The sequence below is a fragment of the Microvirga arsenatis genome (assembly GCF_009910705.1).
GTDB lineage: Bacteria > Pseudomonadota > Alphaproteobacteria > Rhizobiales > Beijerinckiaceae > Microvirga > Microvirga arsenatis.
In genome coordinates, this window is record NZ_JAAAXJ010000003.1 from 276,752 (window position 1) to 297,103 (window position 20,352).

Genomic DNA, 20,352 nt, shown 5'->3' on the forward strand with positions numbered 1-20,352 from the left:
ATTGCCGCAGCAAAGCAGAGCTCCTCATGATCGGCATAATATCAAGAGCAGCAGGTTTCCTGGTTCTTTAGGATGTAACTACAATACAATAAATACAGCGTTGTAGTGGGTTGCTTGAATAGATTTCAGGTTGTGTTCATTAGAGACAAAGAAGAAAAATTCTTACATCTGGTATAATTGTCATCATGGAATGATGAGGTGGTCCATATTTTGCCGCAATGTCAGTTAGATCTCCCCATCTGCACATATAACCTCTGTGGGATATTAATCTCATCACAACAACGGGTACGAGGATGGGGTATACTACATCTTTCAAAGTTGACAGCAGCTGGAACTCGGGCTTCACCGGTTCCATTTCCCTGGTCAACGCGAACCCCAGTGCCATGAACGGCTGGGTGGTGGAGTTCGATGCCCCGTTCGAGATCACAAATCTCTGGAACGGGGAAATCGTCAGCCGGGTCGGCAACCATTACGTGGTTCGGAATGCGTCCTGGAACGGCTCCGTTGCTCCGAATGGCACCGTGACCTTCGGCTTCCAGGCGAACAGCACAGGACCGGTCCCACAGCCGGCAGGCTACATCGTCAACGGCACGGCCATCGGTGGGACACCGACCCCGGTCCTCCCGTCGCTCTCCGTCGGAGATATGAGCCTTGTTGAGGGGAACACGGGCACGAAGGAAGCCCTGGTCACCGTCTCGCTCTCCAAAGCTTCAACTGAGACCGTAACCGTGAGCTATGCCACGGAGAACGGCACGGCCTTGGCCGGTGCGGATTACACGGCCAAGTCAGGCACGCTGACCTTCGCGCCGGGGGAGACCACCAAGACGATTGCCGTACCGGTCCTCGGCGATACCGTCGTGGAGAACAATGAATCCTTCTTCGTGAACCTTTCCTCTCCCTCGAAGGCCACCGTTGCCGACGGGCAGGGCGCGGTGACCATCGCCAATGACGATGCGGCCGCCCCTCCAGCGTCGCTCAGCGTGGCCGATGTGAGCATCACGGAAGGGCAGAGCGGCACGAGCAATGCCGCCTTCACCGTTCGCCTTTCGGCCGCATCCGTAACGCCTGTCACCGTCTCCTATGGAACGAGCAATGGGACGGCTCTTGCAGGAACCGACTACACGGCGAAATCCGGCACTCTGACGTTCGCACCGGGCGAAACCTCGAAGACGGTTGATGTCTCCGTCATCGCGGATCTCCTGTCGGAGGCGAACGAAACGTTCAGCTTCAACCTGTCCAATGCATCCGGGGCCACGATTGCCAAGGCCCAGGCCACGGGAACGATCGTCAACGACGACACGGTCGCCCCGACGCCCACCATTACCGTCAGAGACATCTCCGTGCAGGAGGGCAATCCTGTCACCGTGCCGGGCACGGGCTCCGGCGCAGGCGTCGGGTTCTTCCACACGGTGGGCAACCAGATCCTCGACGAGGCCGGCAACACGGTGAAGATCGCCGGCGTGAACTGGTTCGGCATGGAGTCAGACCGCTATGCGCCGGACGGTCTGCATGCCCGCAGCTACAAGGACATGATGAACCAGATGGCGGATCTGGGATTCAACACCATCCGCCTGCCGTTCTCGGATCAGCTCTTTGAGGCCGGCAGCCGGCCGAACGGCATCGATTTCGGCAAGAACCCCGATCTCATCGGCCTCACGGGCCTTCAGATCATGGACAAGATCGTGGCCTATGCAGGCCAGATTGGCATGAAGATCATTCTCGACCATCACCGCTCCAGTGCCGGTGCGGGCGCCAACGGCAGCGGTCTCTGGTACGAGGGGGCCTACACGGAGCAGAAGTGGATCGCCAACTGGAGCATGCTCGCTAGTCGCTATGCAGGCAACTCCACGGTCATCGGTGCCGATCTGCACAACGAGCCGCACGGGCCGGCCACCTGGGGCGGCGGCGGAGCGACGGATTGGGCCGCAGCCGCCGAGCGCGCCGGCAATGCCATCCTGACGGCAAACCCGAAGTGGCTGATCTTCGTCGAGGGTATCGAAGCCTACAACAACCAGTACTACTGGTGGGGCGGAAACCTGATGGGCGTGAAGGACCGCCCGATCGTGCTCGACGTGCCGGGGCGCCTTGTCTATTCGGCGCACGATTATCCGAACTCGATCTATGGCCAGCCCTGGTTCAACGATCCATCCTTCCCCAACAATCTGCCGTCCAAATTCGATCAGATGTGGGGCTACATCTACAAGCAGAATATCGCGCCGGTTTACCTCGGTGAGTTCGGCAGCCGGCTGACGGATCCGAAGGATCTGGCATGGCTTAGCAAGATCAAAGCCTACCTCTCGGGTGACTTCGACGCCAACGGCACTACGGACATCGCGTCGGGCAAGCAGGGAATCCACTGGACCTGGTGGTCGTGGAATCCCAATTCCGGCGATACGGGCGGGATCCTGCAGGACGACTGGACATCCGTCCACCAGAACAAGGTCACGCAGCTTCAGCCCCTCATGTTCGATTTCGAAACGGGCGGTGGCGGCACCACGGTGGATGGCACCACCAATGCGGTCTTCACGGTGGAGCTGTCGGCCGCCTCGGCAACGCCGGTGACGGTCGCCTATAAGACCGTGGCCGACACGGCCGATGGCAGCGACTTCACCCCGGTTTCAGGAACCCTGACCTTCGCCCCCGGCGAGACGAAGAAGACGGTTACGGTGAAGGTGGCGGGCGATTCCCTTCAGGAGGCGAACGAGGCCTTCCAGATTGCCCTGTCCAGCCCGACGGGAGCAACCCTCGGAAGGACCGCGGCGACCGCCACCATCGTGAACGACGACGGCAGCGTCACGACACCGCCGCCCACGCCCCCGACGCCTCCATCCACGACGTCGAGCCTGAAGGCGACCACGACGGTTACGAACGACTGGGGCAGCGGCTTCACGGCCAATGTGGCGGTCAAGAACACCGGCACGACAACTGTGGATGCCTGGACGCTGCAGCTCAAGACTCCGGTCAATATTTCCAACATCTGGAACGCCGAGATCGCCAGCCGCGCGGGCGATACCTACGTGCTCCACAATGCGACGTGGAACAGCAAGATCGCGCCGGGGCAGGAGGTGGTCTTCGGCTTCCAGGCGGCCGGAAGCGCGTCGTCCAGCTCCTTCGACTGGGTGCTGTAGGTCACCACGGCCTGCCATCCTCTGCTGGCGATCCAATGAGCAACAGAGCCTCCGCCTGTCATAAGGCGGAGGCTCTGCTTTATGAGCGCAGCGCAGCCGCCGGTGCTGCATTTGATCTCAATCAATGTCGGGCCCGACCCTCCGTTGCGGAGGGGCGATTGACGAAGGTCAAAGAAGCGCGGCCCGAACCCGGTTACATGCAGCATGAAACATTCGTGGGGCGGCAGCGAGCGGTGAGCCGCTCCAGCATCGGGGTTTGCTGGCATGAGAGACGACCTGAGAGCGCGATACGGCGAGGAGCGGCTTCCCCGCTACACGAGCTATCCCACCGCGCCGCAGTTTTCCGGTGCCGTCGGGCATGAGGCCTACGGACAATGGCTGTCCGATCTGGCGCCGGAGGCGACCGCATCGCTGTACCTTCATGTTCCCTTCTGCCGCTCCATGTGCTGGTATTGCGGATGCCACACCACCATCACCCAGCGGGATGCGCCGATCCTCGACTACCTTGCGGTCCTGCGCCGGGAGATCGGCCTGGTCGCTGATCGGATCGCCAAGCCGATGGACGTCCGCCACGTGCATTTCGGCGGCGGCACCCCGACGATCATGGAGCCGGCCGAGTTCGCCGGCCTCATGGACCTGCTCCGGCAGAGATTCTCCCTTGGCGAGGGTGCTGAGATTGCCATCGAGATCGATCCTCGGACCCTGACCCGCGCCATGACGGCGGCGCTCGGGGCTGCAGGTGTCACGCGCGCCAGCCTTGGCGTGCAGAGCTTCGATCCCGTGGTTCAGCGGGCCATCAACCGCATCCAGAGCTACGAGCAGACGGCGAGGGCGACGGAGGGCCTGCGGGAGGCCGGCATCCGCGGGATAAACTTCGATCTGATCTACGGCCTGCCGCACCAGACGGTTGAATCCTGCGTCGAGACCGTCAAGAAGAGCATCGCGCTGCGCCCTGAGCGTTTCTCCGTCTTCGGCTATGCCCATGTGCCTTCCTTCAAGAAGCACCAGCGCAAGATCGACGAGGCTGCTCTGCCCGACGGCGAGGCGCGCTATGCGCAGGCCGAGGCCATCGCCGAGGCGCTCGTGGCGGCCGGCTACCGCCGGATCGGCCTTGACCACTATGCTTTGCCCGAGGACACCATGGTCCAGGCGCAGGACGAAGGCGTGCTGCATCGCAACTTCCAGGGCTACACCACCGATCCCAGCGATGTGCTGATCGGCTTCGGAGCCTCGGCCATCGGGCGGCTGACTCAGGGCTATGCGCAGAACGAGGTTGTGCTCGGACGCTATGCCGAGCGCATCCTGCGTGGCGAGCTCGCAACCGCAAAGGGCTATGCCCTGACCGCCGACGACCGCCTGCGCGCCGACCTGATCGAGCGGGTCATGTGCGATTTTCGGGTCGATGTGGGACAGGTCTGCCGGCAGCACGAAACGGCACCCGAGTCCATCCTCGAGGTGATCCCGAAGCTGCGCATGCTCCAGGATGACGGCATCATCCGCCTGGAGGGCAACGTCCTTTCCGTGAACGAGGATGCGCGCTTCCTCGTCAGGAGCGTCGCTTCCGCATTCGATGCCTATCTCGGTGCCTCCGGGCGCACCCATAGCAGGGCGGTCTAAGGGCTGGGCATCTTCCTAAGTCGGGCTTATCGGTCAGTCATGAAGATCCGCTCCAGGTTCTGCAGGGCTGCCAGGAGCGGCCTGGCGTCCGGCCCGAGTTCGGCAAGAATGCGACGCTCGAAGGCGAGGGCCTGGGGAACGATCTCCCCATAGATCTTCCGGCCGAGCGGCGTGAGGGACAGGATCTCCTCGCGCCGGTCCTCTTCGCTTGTGCGCCGCTTGAGCCAATGCCGCTCCTCCAGGGCTCGGACGGCCCGGCTGACCTTGGTCTTGTGCATGGAAGAGTGCCGGCCGATGGCCTTGGCGCTGATCCCGTCGAACTGTCCAAGCGTGGCTAGAACCCGCCATTCGGGAATGGTGAGATCGTGGTGGGGACCGTAGACGGAGCGGAATTCCTGGGACACCGCAGCCGCCAGGCGGTTGAGCCTATAGGGCAGGAATGTCTCAAGCCGGAGCGTGGTCATGGTGTTGTTGGTTACAAAATAAACAGTTACATTTGCGACCAACTGTGGAGATCCTGCCCATGAATGTCCAGAACCCGTCCCTGCAGTCGCAAGCCACCGACCGGATCGAGAGCGCCATCCAGCCGGGCTACATGTCCGGCTTCGGCAACGGCTTCGAGACCGAGGCTCTCCCGGGCGCGCTGCCCATCGGCCGCAACTCCCCTCAGAAATGCGCCTACGGCCTCTATGCCGAGCAATTGTCCGGCTCCCCGTTCACCGCGCCGCGCACCACCAACGAGCGCTCCTGGCTCTACCGCATCCGGCCCACCGTTTCCCATTGGGGTCAGTTCAGGAAAGCGGATATCGGCCTGTGGCGCACGGCGCCCGCTGCCGAGGTGGAGGTGCCGATCGCGCCGATGCGGTGGGATCCCATCCCGCTGCCATCCGAGCCGGTTTCTTTCCTGGAGGGGATTCGCACCATCACAACCGCTGGCGACGCCGGAACGCAGGCCGGCATGGGAGCGCATGTATACCTCGTCACCCGCTCGATGGTTGACGAGTACTTCTACAACGCCGATGGCGAGATGCTCTTCGTGCCTCAGCAGGGCTCGCTGCGTCTGTGGACCGAGTTCGGCATCATCGATATCGAGCCGGGCGAGATCGCCGTCATCCCCCGGGGCGTGAAGATTCGGGTGGAGCTGACGGGCGGCCCGGCCCGGGGCTACCTGTGCGAGAATTATGGCGGCGCATTCACGCTGCCCGAGCGAGGTCCTATCGGCGCGAACTGCTTGGCCAATCCGCGGGACTTCCTCACGCCCGTGGCGGCTTATGAGGACCGGGATGTTCCCTCGAAAATGTACGTGAAATGGGGCGCCTCGCTCTGGGTGGCCGACATGGACCATTCGCCGCTGGATGTGGTCGCCTGGCACGGCAATTACGCGCCCTACAAGTACGATTTGCGGCGCTACTCGCCGGTGGGACCGATCCTCTACGATCACGCCGATCCGTCGATCTTCACAGTGCTGACCTCGCCCTCCGAGACGCCCGGCACGGCCAACATCGACTTCGTGATCTTCCCCGAACGCTGGCTGGTTGCGGAAAACACCTTCCGGCCACCCTGGTACCACATGAACGTGATGAGCGAGTTCATGGGCCTGATCTATGGCGTCTACGATGCCAAGACCGGCGGGGGGTTCGTGCCGGGCGGGATGTCGCTGCACAACACCATGCTGCCGCACGGACCTGACGTCGACGCCTTCGAGAAGGCCAGCAACGTGGAGCTCAAGCCGCACAAGCTGGAAGGCACGCTGGCCTTCATGTTCGAGACTCGCTTCCCGCAGCGCGTGACGGCCTTCGCGGCGCAGACGGAGTCGCTGCAGAAGGACTATGCCTCCTACGGCCACAAGCTCAAGAAGCACTTCGATCCGAACAAGCGCTGAGCGTGAGGATCTCCCAACCATCCACCGGAGCCTCAAGCTCCGGTGGCTTTTTTGTGGATGTGAGATCATCCTGCCGCGCATCGATATTGCGCTATTCTGTTGCTGGTTATCCTCGGGTCTCGTTGCCACATTGCAGCCGCACTGCAACGCTTTGGTTGCCGCCGGGCACGTCCATCGCGTGCCCGACCAACAAGCATAACGCGGAACAAGCTGCTGATGAATTTGGAACGAAAGAACCGTTCGCTCGTGCCGGACACGAACTCCGTTCTGGTTGAACTGGAACGCACGATGATTGCGTCTATTGCCTTGATGAAGCGACTGAGGCGGGAGAGGAGACGCTCCATCCGCAGCAACCGCTCGCCGGAGCAACAGAACGCTTGAGCGGATTGTGTTTCTGACGCTTGAGGGCAGGGGATGTGATCCCCTGCCGAAGCTGTGAAACGTTCAGCAGGCGCCGGCACAGATCCGATACTCATTTTTATTACGTTGTAGCGATTCAATTTCGATCAGTTGAGTTGCGCTTTGCCTCATGTGCCGCTTGGCACAGATGCAATCGGCCCGCGCGAGTATCCTCCTGATTCTTCGCCAGGAGGACCTTCCCATGACGACATCGAACCTTCAGCATCGTCGTCGCTCTTTGCGCTCCGCCCTTCTTGCTGCAACGGCCACCCTGACCCTTGTTACGGGAGGCGTGGCTTATGCGTGCCCGCTTGGCGGACATGATTCCCCGCGCGTCCGCATGCTGCATGCTCTGCAAAAGCCAGGTCACCATGGGGCTGCCCATCACATGACCGTGGCACAGCTGCAGCCGACGGTGCCGGATGCGAAGCCGAAGCGCAGCGAGCTTGGAACATATGGACGCGATCTGCCCCGTGGGGCAGCGGCCCCCCAGACGGACGCCAAACCTCCGCTCCAGGGCAATCTCGGATCTCTATCGTGGCCGGTGACGAGAGATCCGGCCGGTGATGCGCAAGCCTACTTCAACCAGGGCTACCGGCTGGGGTGGGGGTTCAATCACGCAGAGGCTGCGCGCGCGTTCCGAGCAGCCCAGGAGATCGACCCGAGCTGCGCCATGTGCCTCTGGGGCGAGGCCTGGGTCCTCGGCCCCCACATCAACTATCCCATGGATGCCGACGCGAATGCGCGGGCCATCGCCGTGCTCGAGAAGGCAAAAGTCCTAGCGGCCCAAAGCGGAGACATGCAGGAGGCTCTGGTAGAGGCGCTCTCTAGACGGCATTCGCCGGATCCGAACGCTGACCGCAAGGCTCTCGATCAAGCCTACGCCGATGCTATGGAGGCGGTGCAGACGCGTTTCCCGCACGATCCCCATGTCGCCGTGTTGACGGCCGACGCTCTCATGAACCTCACGCCGTGGGACTACTGGGCCGATGGCGGAAAGACCCCGAAGGGAAAGACGGAGAGGATCGTCGCCTTGCTCGAAGGCGTGCTGGGGAAGCGACAGCTCGGCTCCCTCGAGCCGAGTCCCGATCATCCCGGAGCCATCCACCTCTACATCCACGCCGTGGAGGCGTCGGATCGGCCGGAGCGGGCTGCGCCCGACGCGGCTCGCCTGGAGAGCCTCATGCCTGGAGCGGGGCATCTGGTCCACATGCCCAGCCACATCTGGTATCGCCTGGGCCGCTGGCGCGAGAGCCTGGACGCCAACATCAGGGCTGCGGCCGCTGACGAGGCGCAGATCGGGCAGGGAGGTGCGAGCCTCCTGTACTCGGAAGCGTATTATGCGCACAATGTTCACTTCGTCATGGTGTCTGCCTTGAGCGGTGGCGATGGTCGCACGGCCGTGGATGCGGCGCACAAGCTCTCAGGACTCATATCCGACCGGGCCAAGCGCGAGGTTCCCTGGACGCAGCCCATCGCGGCGGCGCCCTACAACGCCCATGTCTTGTTCTCGACGCCCGAAACCGTGCTGTCCCTGCCGACACCGGAAGGAGACTTCCCCTATGTGAAAGCCGCTTGGCACTATGCACGCGGCGTTGCACTCGCCCGTCTGGGACGGGCGGACGAGGCCCGCTCCGAGGCAGCTGCCATCGAGGCCCTGGCTCAGCGCCCTGAGATCGCATCGCTGCCTGATGCGGGAATTCCCGGGCCGGACGTTCTGTCCATTGCCGTCCGTGAAATCGAGGGCAGAATCGCACAACGGGCGGGAGACCCGGCGCGAGCCGCCGCATTGTTCGCGGAAGCGGCAGCCATCCAGGACCGGCTGCCCTACATGGAGCCCCCATATTGGTACTATCCGGTGCATCAGTCCCTCGGTGCCGCGCTTCTCGCTCAAGGCAAGGCTTCAGAGGCGAAGGCGGCTTTCCAGGAGGCGCTTCAGAGATCGCCCAACAATGGCTGGGCGGCGGCGGGGCTGCTCCTCGCTGCCCAAGCGCAGGGGGACCAGAAGGGGCTCGAAGAGGCGAGAGAACTGATGCAGAAGAACTGGCTTGGAGAGGGCCTGCCGGCACCCGAGCAGCTCTGACGTTCGCCTCCAACTCATCCTTGCGAAGGGCTCCGGCAGGCTTCACGGAGCCCTTCGCTTCTCAAGGACCGGCCTTCTCCTCCACAGCCAGATCGAGATCGGGTTCGCGCGGCCGCGGATCGATGTGGCGACGACGCCGTCCAGCACACCGGTTTCGAAGATCGAGCTGGCCGATCCTGCGACTTGGTAGAGATCGTCGCTCAAGGCCACATCCGCCTCGTGGAATGCCGCGACCTCCATGAGCCGGCTTGCAACGTTCACGGTATCTCCAATGGCTGTGATGTGCTGATGGCTGTCGCCGCCGAGGCGGGATGCGATGATCACGCCGTGATGGGCGCCGATCTTGAAGCCGATGCGCGATGCAATCGGATCGGGCAGGGTGGCGATCCATTCCTCCATGCGGGAGCAAAGATGAACGCAAAACTCAACCGCATGACACGCGTCCATGGATCCCGGATCAGGAAGCCCGAACAGGATCATCGCGCCGTCGCCCATGAAGCTGGCGACAACGCCTTCGCGCTGCACGGCCTCCCTGTCCACGAGCGTATGGAACTGCCTGAGCATCTCACGGGTGTCATCGAGCGGAAGGATCTCGCTCAGTCCCGTGAATCCAGACAGGTCGACGAAGACGACCGCTGCTTCCTGTCGTACGGGCGTGGAGAGGAAGCCCGGGTCCTTTGCCAGCCGTCTGGCGAGACTCGGGGGTTGGAAGCTCCGCAGGGTTTGGCTCTGCTGCCGGAGTCTTTCGGCACGGACCCGATCAAGCCAGAGCTGTGCAGCTCCGAAAAGAACCGCAGGCGGCATTGCGGCCGCGAGGGGCAGGCTGGCGCTGAGCCAGAGGCCGTGCGTAAACCCTATGACCGTCACGGCGATCCAGGCGGCCGCCGCCGCCGCGATCATGGCAAAGCCCCACAGGCTGCGATGCCACGCGAGGAGAAGCACGAGAAGAACAGGCAGGGTTACGGCCATCACACCATCGGCAAGCCGCGTGCGTCTGTCGCGCACCAGCCCGTCACCTTCGATCAGGTGGGCCGTCGCCGTGGCCAGGACCTCGACACCGGGCAGAAGCGGATCGAACGGCGTGGGGAACGCATCGCCCCCTCCCGCCACAGTTGCGCCGACAATGATGATGTTGTGGCGGATCGCACTTTCATCGACCTCATCGTTCAGAATCTCGCTTGCGCTGATCGTGCGGATCGTGCCTGAGGGACCATAAAACCGCAGGGGTAGGTTGAAGCCTTCATCGGTGCGGGTCGAAACATCGCCCAACGTGACTCCATCCTGTGCGATGGCAGGGTTGCTTCCTGCGGCAACGGAGGCGGTGCGAAGGGGAAAGGAGGGGAGCAGCCTTGAGTTTGCGCGCAGAAGAAGCGGAATGGATCGTGGAACGCCGGACGGATCCGTCGCGATGTTGACAACCCCTATGGCCGATGTGCTTGCAAGGGCTTCGATGGGAAGGAGGAGGCTCTGCGCAGCCGGGATCTCATCCAGGGTGCCTTGCTCGGGAGCCTGGCCGCGCCGTGCGTCGCGTTCAAAGAGGCCCGCTGCTGCAAGGACGGTCGGCGCCTCGCGGAGCGCAGAGGCTAGGGCAAGGTCGGCGTCCGGGGGACCGGAATCGACGAAGAGAATATCGAGCGCGATCACCTTGGGCTTCATGCGCGCGAGCTTGGAAACGAGGCGTGCCATCGCAGTCCTCGACAGGGGATAGGAGCCTGCCTCGCGCACTGTCCGGTCGTCGATGGCAATGATCGCGATGGTGCTGGGCGGAGGCCGTGGTCCCTGGATGAGAAAGCGCAGATCCGCGAGGGGCGCCTCCATGCGCTCCAGGCCGGACAGGTGTCCCTCCCAATGGGCAAGTGCAAGCCCCAGTCCCCACAGACAGGCAATCACCGCTGCCGCCAGGGTAGGGGCATGCCGCCTGTGCCACATGGATCATCGCCCGAAGCGGGCCAGGAGCGCGGCGGCGCGGGCTGCTGGCCAGCGCCTGACCGCGAGCGGAGCCGCACCTGGCTCGACGTCCACGCCTTCTCCAGGTCCGAGGCTGACGCTTCCGGTGGTGCCGGCTGCCCGCCGGACCGAGACGCGGCCGGTCACCACGAAGACGGCCGTCTTGCCTCCGCTCACATCGACAGCCCATTGGGTACCGCGGACGGCTGCAATGGCCTGCGGGGTGATCACCCGGAAGCCTTGCCGGCCCGACCGCTTCGAAGCATCGATGAAGATGGCCCGGTTCTGCAGCCTCACAGCATCGGGCGAAGCATCCCGGTTGCTGTCGATGAGGTCGAAACCCGCTCCGGCCTCCGCTTCGAGGATCAGCCCATCACGGCAATGGAGCACTTGCCTGTGTGGGGCTGCAGCGGTTTGGACCACGCAACCGATTCTCTGTGCGGCGGCAGGCCCGTTCACAAGGATTCCAGCCAGCAACGAGGGCAACAGGAGCCGCATGGCGCCGGCGCAAATGTTCGAATAACCTGGCTCTTGCGGTGCCATGCTGCATCTCCACAACCACCGGACAAAGTTCCGTCCCAGTCGGCAGAAGGATACCGACCGCTTATACTATGAACGGATTGTGGGAGCCAGCGACGTGCCGGAGATCACCTTTCGATGTACCGCATTCGCATCGGCGAACACATGATTTTCAGCCTTGATCCCGCTTCTCAGAGCCGCTGTGCTACGAAGAACAACCGGGGAAAACGCAGGAGAACCCTGCCGTCCGGCTGCGCAGGATAGGCCTTGGCAATCTCAGTGCGATAGAGTTCCAGATAGCCGAACCTCTCCTCGGGCGAGAGAGGATCCAGATACGGCTTCAACCCTGTGCTCTTGAACCATTCTGCGATCGCACCGGCTCCTGCCAGAGGGTGAACATAGGTGGTTTGCCAGATGTCGACGGAGCATCCTGCCTGCTGCAGCCAGGTGTAGTACTCCTCGAAGGATCCAATCTTCTCTCTCGCTTCCGAGGCCCGGGCGAGCTTCCCAGCCCAGGGGCCGTTCCGGGCGACCTGCTCCATGATCCTGTGGGACGGTTCATCGAGGTTGTTCGGCATCTGAACGGCCAAACATCCGCCATGGCTCAACAACGAGACGAGACGCGGGAGCAGGGCAGGGTGGTCCGGAAGCCATTGAAGCACCGCGTTGGCAAAGATGAGGTCGAAGCGCTCGCCCGGCTCCCATGCCGAAATCTCCGCCTCCTCGAAAGTCACGCCGGGCAACCGCTCGCGCGCCTTGGCAAGCATGTCCGGTGAGTTGTCGAGGCCGAGCACCCGGGCATCCGGATAGCGATTGACGATCAACTCCGTGCTGTTGCCGGGCCCGCAGCCGATATCGGCTGCGTTCCGGGCGGAGACCACCGGAACACGCCTCAACAGGTCGGCGGCCGGACGCGTGCGCTCGTCCTCGAACTTCAGGTATTGTCCCGCGTTCCAGTCGGCCAAGGCATGCTCCTTTGTCCCTTTCCGACACCTGCTTACCAGAACCAGAATGACCCGTCTCACGCATTCGTGCGCCGCGGCCCCTGTCGCCAGCGGCCGCCTTCGAGCGTATAGTGGCGCCGGGTTGCGGTAAGGCGTGACCATCGATGACGCACGCTGAGCCGTGATCTCAACTGCCAAGGTTCAGCCCTGGAGGAGCGATTATGGCTCATTTTCACGTCGTCGCCGGTGCCGGCGAGGTTCCGGCCTATCCCGTTGTCAGGAAGATCACACTCGCGGATCTGAAAGAAGCCCTGGCAAGGGGCTTCGACGATTTTTGGGCGATGCCTTCTCACCTTATCTTTATCGGATTGATCTACCCGATCATCGGCTTTGTCCTGGCTGCTCTGACTTTCACCAACAATGCGCTGCCGCTCCTCTACCCGTTGGCCTCCGGCTTCGCGCTCATAGGACCATTCGCAGCCATTGGGCTGTATGAAATCAGCAGGAGACGCGAACAGGGGCTTCCAATCGCGTGGCAGGATGCGTTCGATGTGCTCAAGTCGCCATCGATTCCATCGATCGCCGCTCTCGGGGTACTGCTGCTGGTCATCTTCTTCGCCTGGCTAGCGACCGCCCGCCTGCTGTACGAGTCCCTGTTCGGGTATGCGGCACCGGCATCCTATGGGCAATTCGCCGATCAGGTTCTCACCACTGCTGAAGGCATGCGGTTGATCGTTCTCGGGAATGCGCTCGGCTTTGTCTTTGCCCTGGTGGCATTCAGCATCAGCGTCATCTCGTTCCCGCTCCTGCTCGACCGGGATGTGGGGGCAGCCGTGGCCGTCTACACCTCCATCAAGGCGGTCGCGATGAACCCCCTCACCATGGCCCTTTGGGGCCTTATCGTTGCGGGTGCCCTGTTCTTCGGTTCCATCCTGCTGTTCGTGGGACTTGCCATCGTCATGCCTGTGCTGGGGCACGCTACTTGGCACCTGTACCGTCGGGTGGTCGAGCCGCCACACCCTCAAGAGGCGCATTCGGCAACCTGACCGGGTGAAACTTCCGATCGCAAGGCGGCGCGATGGCGCCGCTGTTTCGGATGCCACCATTGCTTCGGGCTGGGGCGAATTCAACGAGATGGTAAATGCCCCATTCGCCTGGAGCTTGTGTGGTTTATAACCCTATCGCCCGTTCATGAGCGGCATCATTGTCCGCTGGATGAACATATCTTCCCTGCGATGTGATGTGCCTTAAATCCAACGTCTGGCCGAGACGGAGCCTTGGGGTTTTGCCGTAAGGGAAACTATGGTTAGGTACATCCCCGAACCGAGGGCAATTTGAATTAGTGTTGCAAGGGAGAGAGTGCCCCACGTGCTGCGGCTGAGCACCAAACGGCAGGTTGCGTCGATCCTCCTTGCAGGCGTTCTCTTCGGTGGATTGCCTTGGGCGCCGGCTCTTGCGTTCGACCTGTTCGGATGGTTCCGAGGAAGCGCTGATGCTCCGCCTCCTCCCGACATGGAGGCTCTGCCGTATTCCCTCGACTACGGCATCAACGGCGGCGGCAGCGATCTGGAACAGGTGCTGAAAGACGCCTCGACGCTTCAAAGCCTGCAAGCCGATCCTCCCCCCGATGCCGCCGCTCTGGTCAGCCGCGCAGAGGCCGATCTGCCACGCCTCATCGATGCGCTCTGGGGAGCCGGGTATTACAACGCTCGCGTCAGCATCAACGTCGCCGGCGTGCCGCTGGCGCTGCAGGCTCCACGCACCGATGCTGCCGTGCGGGCCGCCTCCACCTATCAGGCGCGTGCCCTCGTGCCTGTTCAGATCGTTGCCGATCCAGGGCCTCAGTTTGTGCTGAGAAACGTCTCCATCCGCGATGCAAGGACCGGAGGCACCTTCACGCCAGCCGAGCTTCCGCCCCGGATCGTGAAGATACAACCTGGGGATCCGGCGCGCTCGGCCGACATCCTCGCTGCCGAAGCCCGCATCGTCGATCACTTCCGAGCTCAATCGCGGCCCTTCGCGAAGGTGCCTGACCGCGAGCCCGTCGTGTACCACCCGAGCCAGGTCATGGATGTCACCCTGGGTGTCGATCCGGGCCCTCGTGCCGGGATAGGGGTCATCAGGGTTCAAGGAACAGAGAACGTGGATCCCGCGGTGGTGCGCTCCTTCATCTATACGGAGCCCGGCGATCCCTATTCGCCGGCAACGCTCGCTTCCATGCGCCGGTCGATCGCCCAGATCGAAGCTCTGTCATCGGTGCGGATCCGCGAGGGAGAGACCCTCGACGCCTATGGCAACCTGCCCCTGTTCGTGGAGGTCACGGAGCGCCAGCCGCGGATCATCGGCGCCTCGATCCAGTATTCCACGACCGACGGACCAGCTCTGCGAGCCTACTGGGCGCATCGGAACCTGTTCGGCGGAGCCGAAAGGCTGAGACTGGAAGGCAATCTTTTCTACCTCACAGAGGACGGCGGCCGGCCAAACAGGGAGGGCGACCCACGATGGGAGGACTTTGGCGGGCGCTTCCGCGCGAGCTTCCTGAAGCCCGCCCTGGGCGGCAGCCGAAACGATCTTCTGGCCGAGGCTCTTGTGGAGCGCGACCGGACGGAAGGCTACACCAGCCGTCTGGTGAACGGGACGGCCGGGATCCGCCACCGCTTCAGCGAGACTTTCTCGATCCAGGGAGGGGTCGAGTACGAGCGCGGGCAGACGACGGATGTTCTCGGGCAGATCGACTACCAGCTCGTCGGGCTGCCGGTCTCCCTCAGCTACGACTCGACGGACAACGCCCTCAACCCGACGGAAGGCGTCAGGCTGCTCGCCTCCGTAACCCCATATCCGGAGTTCCTGGGCTCTTCCGTACCCATGACGGTCGCGCGGGGGACGGCCTCGGCCTATTACTCCCTCGATGATGAAGCGCGCTACGTGCTGGCTGGGCGTCTGGGTCTAGGTTCCATTGTCGGGGCAGATCTCGAGGAAATTCCCGCCAATCGGCGCTTCTTCGCGGGTGGGGGCGGTTCCGTCCGCGGGTTCGGGTACCGGACGCTGGGGCCGACCTTCCTGGGGGAGCCCATCGGCGGCAGGAGCCTTCTGGAGGCCTCGGTCGAGGCGCGGATCAAGGTTACGGACACGATCGGGATCGTGCCCTTCGTCGATGCAGGTACGGCCTTTGCGTCGAGCTATCCCGATTTTGACGAGCGCGTCCGCTTCTCGGCAGGCTTGGGGCTGCGGTACTACACCGGCATCGGACCGATCCGTCTTGACGTTGCAGTGCCGCTGAACCGGCAGCGGGGTGACGACACTTTCGGCATCTATGTGGGCATCGGGCAGGCTTTCTGATGAGCAAGACCATCCGCCCCGTTGCCCTCCTGATCGTCGCCCTCGCCCTGGCTCTTGCCGGTTCCTGGCTGATCGCCGCTCGCCCGAGCCAGGCGCAGACCGATCAGAGTGTGCTGGCCAGCCTCATTTCGCGCCTGCTCTCGACGCCGACGACGCGGGTTAGCATCGGCAGCATTGAAGGGGCGCTATCCTCGAATGCCGTTATCCGCGATGTGCGCATTGCGGATCGCGACGGCGTTTGGCTCAACCTCGATCGCGCCCGTCTGGTCTGGAGCCGGACGGCTCTGCTGCGTGGGCGCCTTCAGGTCAATGAACTCGCCATCGATCGCCTGCAGGTTCTGCGCAGACCTCGTCCGCCTGAGGAGAATGCGCCCGTTTCCGATGAGCCGATCCTGCCCGAACTTCCCGTCCGTGTGGTTGTCGATCGCTTTGCCTTGCAGGAACTCGCTTTCGGCGAGCCGGTGCTCGGAACCGCAGCCCGACTTTCGGCGCAGGGCTCGGCCCAGATCGGCAACCCGTCCGAAGGCCTTGACCTGGCCTTCGCGGCCCAGCGCCTGGATGCAGCGGGACGTCTCGGCATCGATCTTCGCTATGTGCCGCAGACGAACCGCCTCACGCTTGAGCTGAATCATCAGGAGCCCGAGGGCGGCATCGCCGCGCGGCTCATGAATCTGCCCGGACTGCCCCCGGTGGATCTGCGGCTGTCTGGCCAGGGACCTTTGAGCAATTTTGCAGCGCGACTCGATTTTTCCGCCGGGCCAAGCATCGGGGCATCAGGCACTGCGACGGTGAGGAGAACCGGCGCAGCCTATGACGTGAATGCGGATCTGGCGGCTCGGATCGAAGGGCTTGTACCGCCCCCCATCGCACCGGTCTTCAGCGGCACTACCCAGCTCCTTGGCAACATTGCGGTTGCCGATGATGGAGCCATCCGCATCCAGCCCCTCCGCGTCACGTCGAATGTGGCCCGCTTCGACATGACGGGAGCCGTCAGCTCCAGCCGCGTCCTCGATCTCAGCCTCAGCGCGCGGGCCCTGCCGACGGAAGGGGCCAAAACTCGTGCGGGCGATGCCGAGATTGCCCGAATGAACTTCGACGGAAAGGTTCAGGGGCCGATGAACGCGCCGCGGATCAACGGCTCGCTCGACGCTGCCGATGTGAGGCTGCCGCAGGGAACTCTCGATGCGCTGACCGCCCGCGTGAGCATGAACCCCATCGGCGGCACCGACCCTCCGAATCGGTTTTCTTTCGACATCGATGCCAATGCCTCCGGCATCCGCCCCGCCGACCGAGCGATTGCCCGGGCAGTCGGACCTACGCTCGCTGTGACGTCCCGCGGCTCCTTCGACCTTGAAGGCATTGCCAGCATCGAGACGGCACGCATCACAACTTCCACGGCGCAGGCGGGCTTCGCGGGACGGGTAGGGGAGACCATTCTGGATGGTACCCTGGATGCTGCCATCCCGGCGCTGGCGCCCTTTTCCGGCATCGCGGATCGTCCCCTGCAGGGATCAGCAACGCTGACCGCCCGCCTGTCCGGCAATCCGCGCCGCTACGACATGGCAGCGGTCATCGACGCTCGGGTGCGGGAGCTCTCGACGGGAACTGCCATTCTCGATGGGCTTCTGGGCCGCACGGTGAGCGCCGCAGGGACGGTGCGCCGCATCCCGAACGGTTTTGGGTTCGACGATTTTCGCATCGACGGTGCGCATCTCGATGCCCGTATCGATGGGCGCGCCTCGCAGGCGTCTGCCGATCTTGGCCTTGACCTTACGGTGGATGAACTGAGGCATGTGGACCAAAGCGTGACTGCGGGCAGGGCAAGGGTCGAAGCTCGTCTGGGCGGATCCCTCGATACGCCGAATGTGAAGGGCACTGCGACGTTCAGCGATGTTCGTGCGCTCGGCCGCGCCATTCCTCGCCTCGCGGTTGATCTCGACGCTCAGGACGTGACCGGCGCACTCGACGCCTCCCTGAGGCTCGATGGGCTGGTCGATCGAAATTCGGCAACGGGCTCCCTGCACCTTGCAAGGACGCAGGAAGGGGGATGGCTGCTCGACCGGCTCGACATCGATGCCGGCTCTGTCGCTCTCAACGGCAACCTCCGCCTGGGCTCCGATCGGCTTGCGCAAGGCGAGATTTCCTTGTCCGGCAGCAACTTCGACGATCTCAGCCCCATCGTCCTGACGAAGCTCGATGGATCGCTCGACGCCGTCGTTGCACTGAAGGCGCAGGACGGGCGGCAGGACGTCACCGTCACGGCGAGAGGTGTGCGGTTTGCCGTTGCGGATGTGGCTTTGCGTGATTTCAATGCGAGGCTCTTGGTTCAGGACCTCTACCACCGCCCCATGATCGATGGGACGGTCTCGGCCGACAGTCTCACCGCCGGGGGCCAGGCCTACAGGAACCTGCGGTTCGTGGCTGAGGGAGCGCCGGATGCATCGCGCTTCAGCGCCTCCGCCGCTGGCCAGGGCTTCAGCCTCGACGCTCAGGGGCGTCTCGTTCCCGGGGATGCAACGCGCATTGATCTCGCCGCCTTCACGGCCCGCCGCGGCGGCAGAAGGCTGTCCCTCGCCCAGCCTGCGACCCTCGTTCTGCGAAGTGGGACGCTCAGCACATCCAATCTGGTGATTGCCGCCGATCAGGGCCGGATTGCCCTGTCCGGCACCATCGGTGACAGGCTCGATCTCTCCGTGGACGTCCGCAACCTGCCGCTCCAGACGATCGACGTCGTGGCGCCTAGCCTGGGCGTCGCCGGCACGGCCAACGGCAGTGCTGCCATCGCCGGGCCGACGGAGAACCTGTCCGGGACGTATCGCCTCAACGTCACCGGCCTCGCGACGGCCCAGACCCGTCAGGCCGGCCTTCCGCCTCTCGCCGTCGAGGCTCAGGGCCGGCTGGCCGGTGGGCGCGCAGGAGTGGATGCGCGGGTCACCATTGGCCGTGCCGGAACCCTGCAGGTCTCGGGCAGCGTCCCGCTCGATCAAGCCGACGAGCTGGCTCTCAGGATTGCCGGCCGGACCGATCTGGCTGTCGCCAATACCTTCCTCTCGGCTTCCGGACAGCGCCTCGCGGGTCTCGCCAATCTCGACCTGTCGATTGCCGGGGCATTCTCGCAGCCCCGTATCGAAGGTGCGGTCACGATCTCCGACGGGAGCTTTGTCGATGCTCTTCAAGGCATCCAACTGAACGGCATTGCTGGACGCCTGGCGGCGCGCGGACAGGTGCTGTCGATCGAGAGCCTCACCGCTCAGACGCCCAATGGCGGTTCGCTCTCCGCCCGGGGACAGGTCGCGCTCGATCCCGCTGCTGGACTGCCGGGAGAGATCAGGATCGTGGGCAGTCGCGCCCAGCTCGTCTCCAATGGGACTGTCGAGGCGAGCGCCGATCTGGATTTCACCCTGTCCGGGCCTCTTCTGACCCGCCCCCGAGCCGCCGGACGCATCGACATCATCACGATGAATGTTTCGGTGCCCGATCGCCTTCCGACGACCTTGCGGCCCTTGCCTGGGACCAAGCATGTGCGGCCTACACCGACCGCCGCAGCCCGCCTTGCCTTGGCCCAGCGGCGGCAATCCGCTGCCACCAGAGGAGCGCCCTTCCGAGCCGAACTCGACCTGACGCTTACGGCGCAGAACCGCATCTTCGTCCGAGGCAGGGGGATCAATGCCGAACTCGGTGGGGATCTCAGGCTTCAGGGAACGACACAGGACCCCATCGCGACCGGGGCCTTCGAACTCCGGCGCGGCCGCTTCGATCTGCTGGGGCGGCGGATTGAGTTCGTGCGCGGAAGGCTCGACTTCATCGGGGACCTTACGCCCTCCCTCGACTTCCTGGCCGAGACCCAGGCTGGGGACGTTACGGCACGTATCGCAGTCACCGGACCGGCCTCCGGTCCCGAATTCGCCTTCAGTTCCGAACCCGATCTGCCCCAGGACGAAGTTCTCTCGCGCATCCTGTTCCAGAGACCCTCCGGGGGCCTCTCGGCCGGTCAGGCGCTCCAGCTTGCCCAGGCTGTCGCGCAACTGTCGGGGGGAAGTGGTAACGACGCCTTCGAGCGCCTGCGGCGGTCGCTCGGGGTGGACAGCCTCGACATCACCGTTGGCGCCGGCGGAGGGCCGGGCGTGGGCGTTTCGCGCTACATCAGTGACAATGTTCGCGTGGGCGTCAGGGCGGGGGCTCAACCGAATGAAAGCGGTGTGACAGTGGATATCGATATTACACGCCGCCTCAAGGCTCAGGGCGAGGTCAACGCTGAAGGTGGAAGCTCCGTGGGGCTAGGTTTCGAACTGGAGTATTGAAGGTTCGAAGCCATCGAGGGGGTGGACGATGCCCGGCTTGGGTCCTGGGGCCTAAAGCTTTGTAGCTTCGACAGAATCGGGAAATCCATTCCAGCGGCTCCGAAAAAATGTATGCTCCATGGAACCTAAGTGGCGCTCGAGCGTTATGTAAGGTCAAGTTCCATCTGAATACGAACAAAGTACCTTTTGGAAC

The 20,352-nt window shown here is 63.5% G+C and carries 11 protein-coding genes; 7 read left to right on the forward strand and 4 right to left on the reverse strand.

Going from position 1 to position 20,352, the window contains the following annotated elements; translation table 11 throughout:
- Positions 1–293 precede the first annotated feature (293 nt).
- Positions 294–3,128, forward strand: a complete 2,835-nt coding sequence (locus GR303_RS07515) for a Calx-beta domain-containing protein (protein WP_161722552.1) — start codon at positions 294–296, stop codon at positions 3,126–3,128.
- A 264-nt stretch (positions 3,129–3,392) separates the two neighbouring features.
- Positions 3,393–4,745: an oxygen-independent coproporphyrinogen III oxidase gene (hemN, locus tag GR303_RS07520; RefSeq protein ID WP_161722551.1), complete on the forward strand. Its 1,353-nt coding sequence runs from the start codon at positions 3,393–3,395 to the stop codon at positions 4,743–4,745.
- Between the two features lie 26 nt (positions 4,746–4,771).
- On the opposite strand, the gene GR303_RS07525 is transcribed toward hemN, so the two are convergent.
- The gene (locus tag GR303_RS07525; protein WP_161722550.1) at positions 4,772–5,209 is read right to left on the reverse strand and encodes a MarR family winged helix-turn-helix transcriptional regulator; all 438 of its coding nucleotides are present in this window, start codon (positions 5,207–5,209) and stop codon (positions 4,772–4,774) included.
- 59 nt (positions 5,210–5,268) lie between these two features.
- Here GR303_RS07525 and hmgA point away from each other — a divergent pair, with 59 nt between their 5' ends.
- Positions 5,269–6,627, forward strand: a complete 1,359-nt coding sequence (hmgA, locus tag GR303_RS07530; protein ID WP_161722549.1) for a homogentisate 1,2-dioxygenase — start codon at positions 5,269–5,271, stop codon at positions 6,625–6,627.
- Positions 6,628–7,414: 787 nt separating this feature from the next.
- On the forward strand, positions 7,415–9,109 hold the full coding sequence (locus tag GR303_RS07535) for a tetratricopeptide repeat protein (RefSeq protein ID WP_246205444.1): 1,695 nt from the start codon (positions 7,415–7,417) through the stop codon (positions 9,107–9,109).
- Between the two features lie 42 nt (positions 9,110–9,151).
- Here the strand turns inward: GR303_RS07535 and GR303_RS07540 are convergent, their stop codons facing one another.
- From GR303_RS07540 to tam, 3 genes are all read right to left on the reverse strand, one after another.
- A complete protein-coding gene (locus GR303_RS07540; protein WP_161722547.1) occupies positions 9,152–11,038 on the reverse strand; it encodes a CHASE2 domain-containing protein in 1,887 nt (628 codons plus the stop codon).
- A gap of 3 nt (positions 11,039–11,041) precedes the next feature.
- Entirely contained in the window at positions 11,042–11,554 is a 513-nt protein-coding gene (locus GR303_RS07545; protein ID WP_161722627.1) for a FecR domain-containing protein, read from the reverse strand.
- 212 nt (positions 11,555–11,766) lie between these two features.
- Positions 11,767–12,540 (reverse strand): trans-aconitate 2-methyltransferase, encoded by a 774-nt coding sequence (gene tam, locus GR303_RS07550; RefSeq protein WP_161722546.1) that lies wholly within the window; start codon positions 12,538–12,540, stop codon positions 11,767–11,769.
- Between the two features lie 200 nt (positions 12,541–12,740).
- Here tam and GR303_RS07555 point away from each other — a divergent pair, with 200 nt between their 5' ends.
- The 3 genes from GR303_RS07555 (at position 12,741) to GR303_RS07565 (ending at position 20,159) form a co-directional block, all read left to right on the forward strand.
- Positions 12,741–13,565, forward strand: a complete 825-nt coding sequence (locus tag GR303_RS07555) for a DUF2189 domain-containing protein (RefSeq protein ID WP_161722545.1) — start codon at positions 12,741–12,743, stop codon at positions 13,563–13,565.
- A gap of 322 nt (positions 13,566–13,887) precedes the next feature.
- Entirely contained in the window at positions 13,888–15,858 is a 1,971-nt protein-coding gene (locus GR303_RS07560; RefSeq protein ID WP_343038420.1) for an autotransporter assembly complex protein TamA, read from the forward strand.
- Entirely contained in the window at positions 15,858–20,159 is a 4,302-nt protein-coding gene (locus GR303_RS07565) for a translocation/assembly module TamB domain-containing protein (protein ID WP_161722543.1), read from the forward strand. The genes GR303_RS07560 and GR303_RS07565 overlap by 1 nt, the downstream gene beginning before the upstream one ends.
- Positions 20,160–20,352: the final 193 nt, after the last annotated feature.

Excerpts from the sequence above, each read along its gene's own strand:
- GR303_RS07515 (WP_161722552.1), top strand. The coding sequence starts at position 294 with ATGGGGTATACTACATCTTTCAAAGTTGACAGCAGCTGGAACTCGGGC.
- hemN (WP_161722551.1), top strand. The coding sequence starts at position 3,393 with ATGAGAGACGACCTGAGAGCGCGATACGGCGAGGAGCGGCTTCCCCGC.
- GR303_RS07525 (WP_161722550.1), bottom strand. The coding sequence starts at position 5,209 with ATGACCACGCTCCGGCTTGAGACATTCCTGCCCTATAGGCTCAACCGC.
- hmgA (WP_161722549.1), top strand. The coding sequence starts at position 5,269 with ATGAATGTCCAGAACCCGTCCCTGCAGTCGCAAGCCACCGACCGGATC.
- GR303_RS07535 (WP_246205444.1), top strand. The coding sequence starts at position 7,415 with ATGACCGTGGCACAGCTGCAGCCGACGGTGCCGGATGCGAAGCCGAAG.
- GR303_RS07540 (WP_161722547.1), bottom strand. The coding sequence starts at position 11,038 with ATGTGGCACAGGCGGCATGCCCCTACCCTGGCGGCAGCGGTGATTGCC.
- GR303_RS07545 (WP_161722627.1), bottom strand. The coding sequence starts at position 11,554 with ATGCGGCTCCTGTTGCCCTCGTTGCTGGCTGGAATCCTTGTGAACGGG.
- GR303_RS07555 (WP_161722545.1), top strand. The coding sequence starts at position 12,741 with ATGGCTCATTTTCACGTCGTCGCCGGTGCCGGCGAGGTTCCGGCCTAT.
- GR303_RS07565 (WP_161722543.1), top strand. The coding sequence starts at position 15,858 with ATGAGCAAGACCATCCGCCCCGTTGCCCTCCTGATCGTCGCCCTCGCC.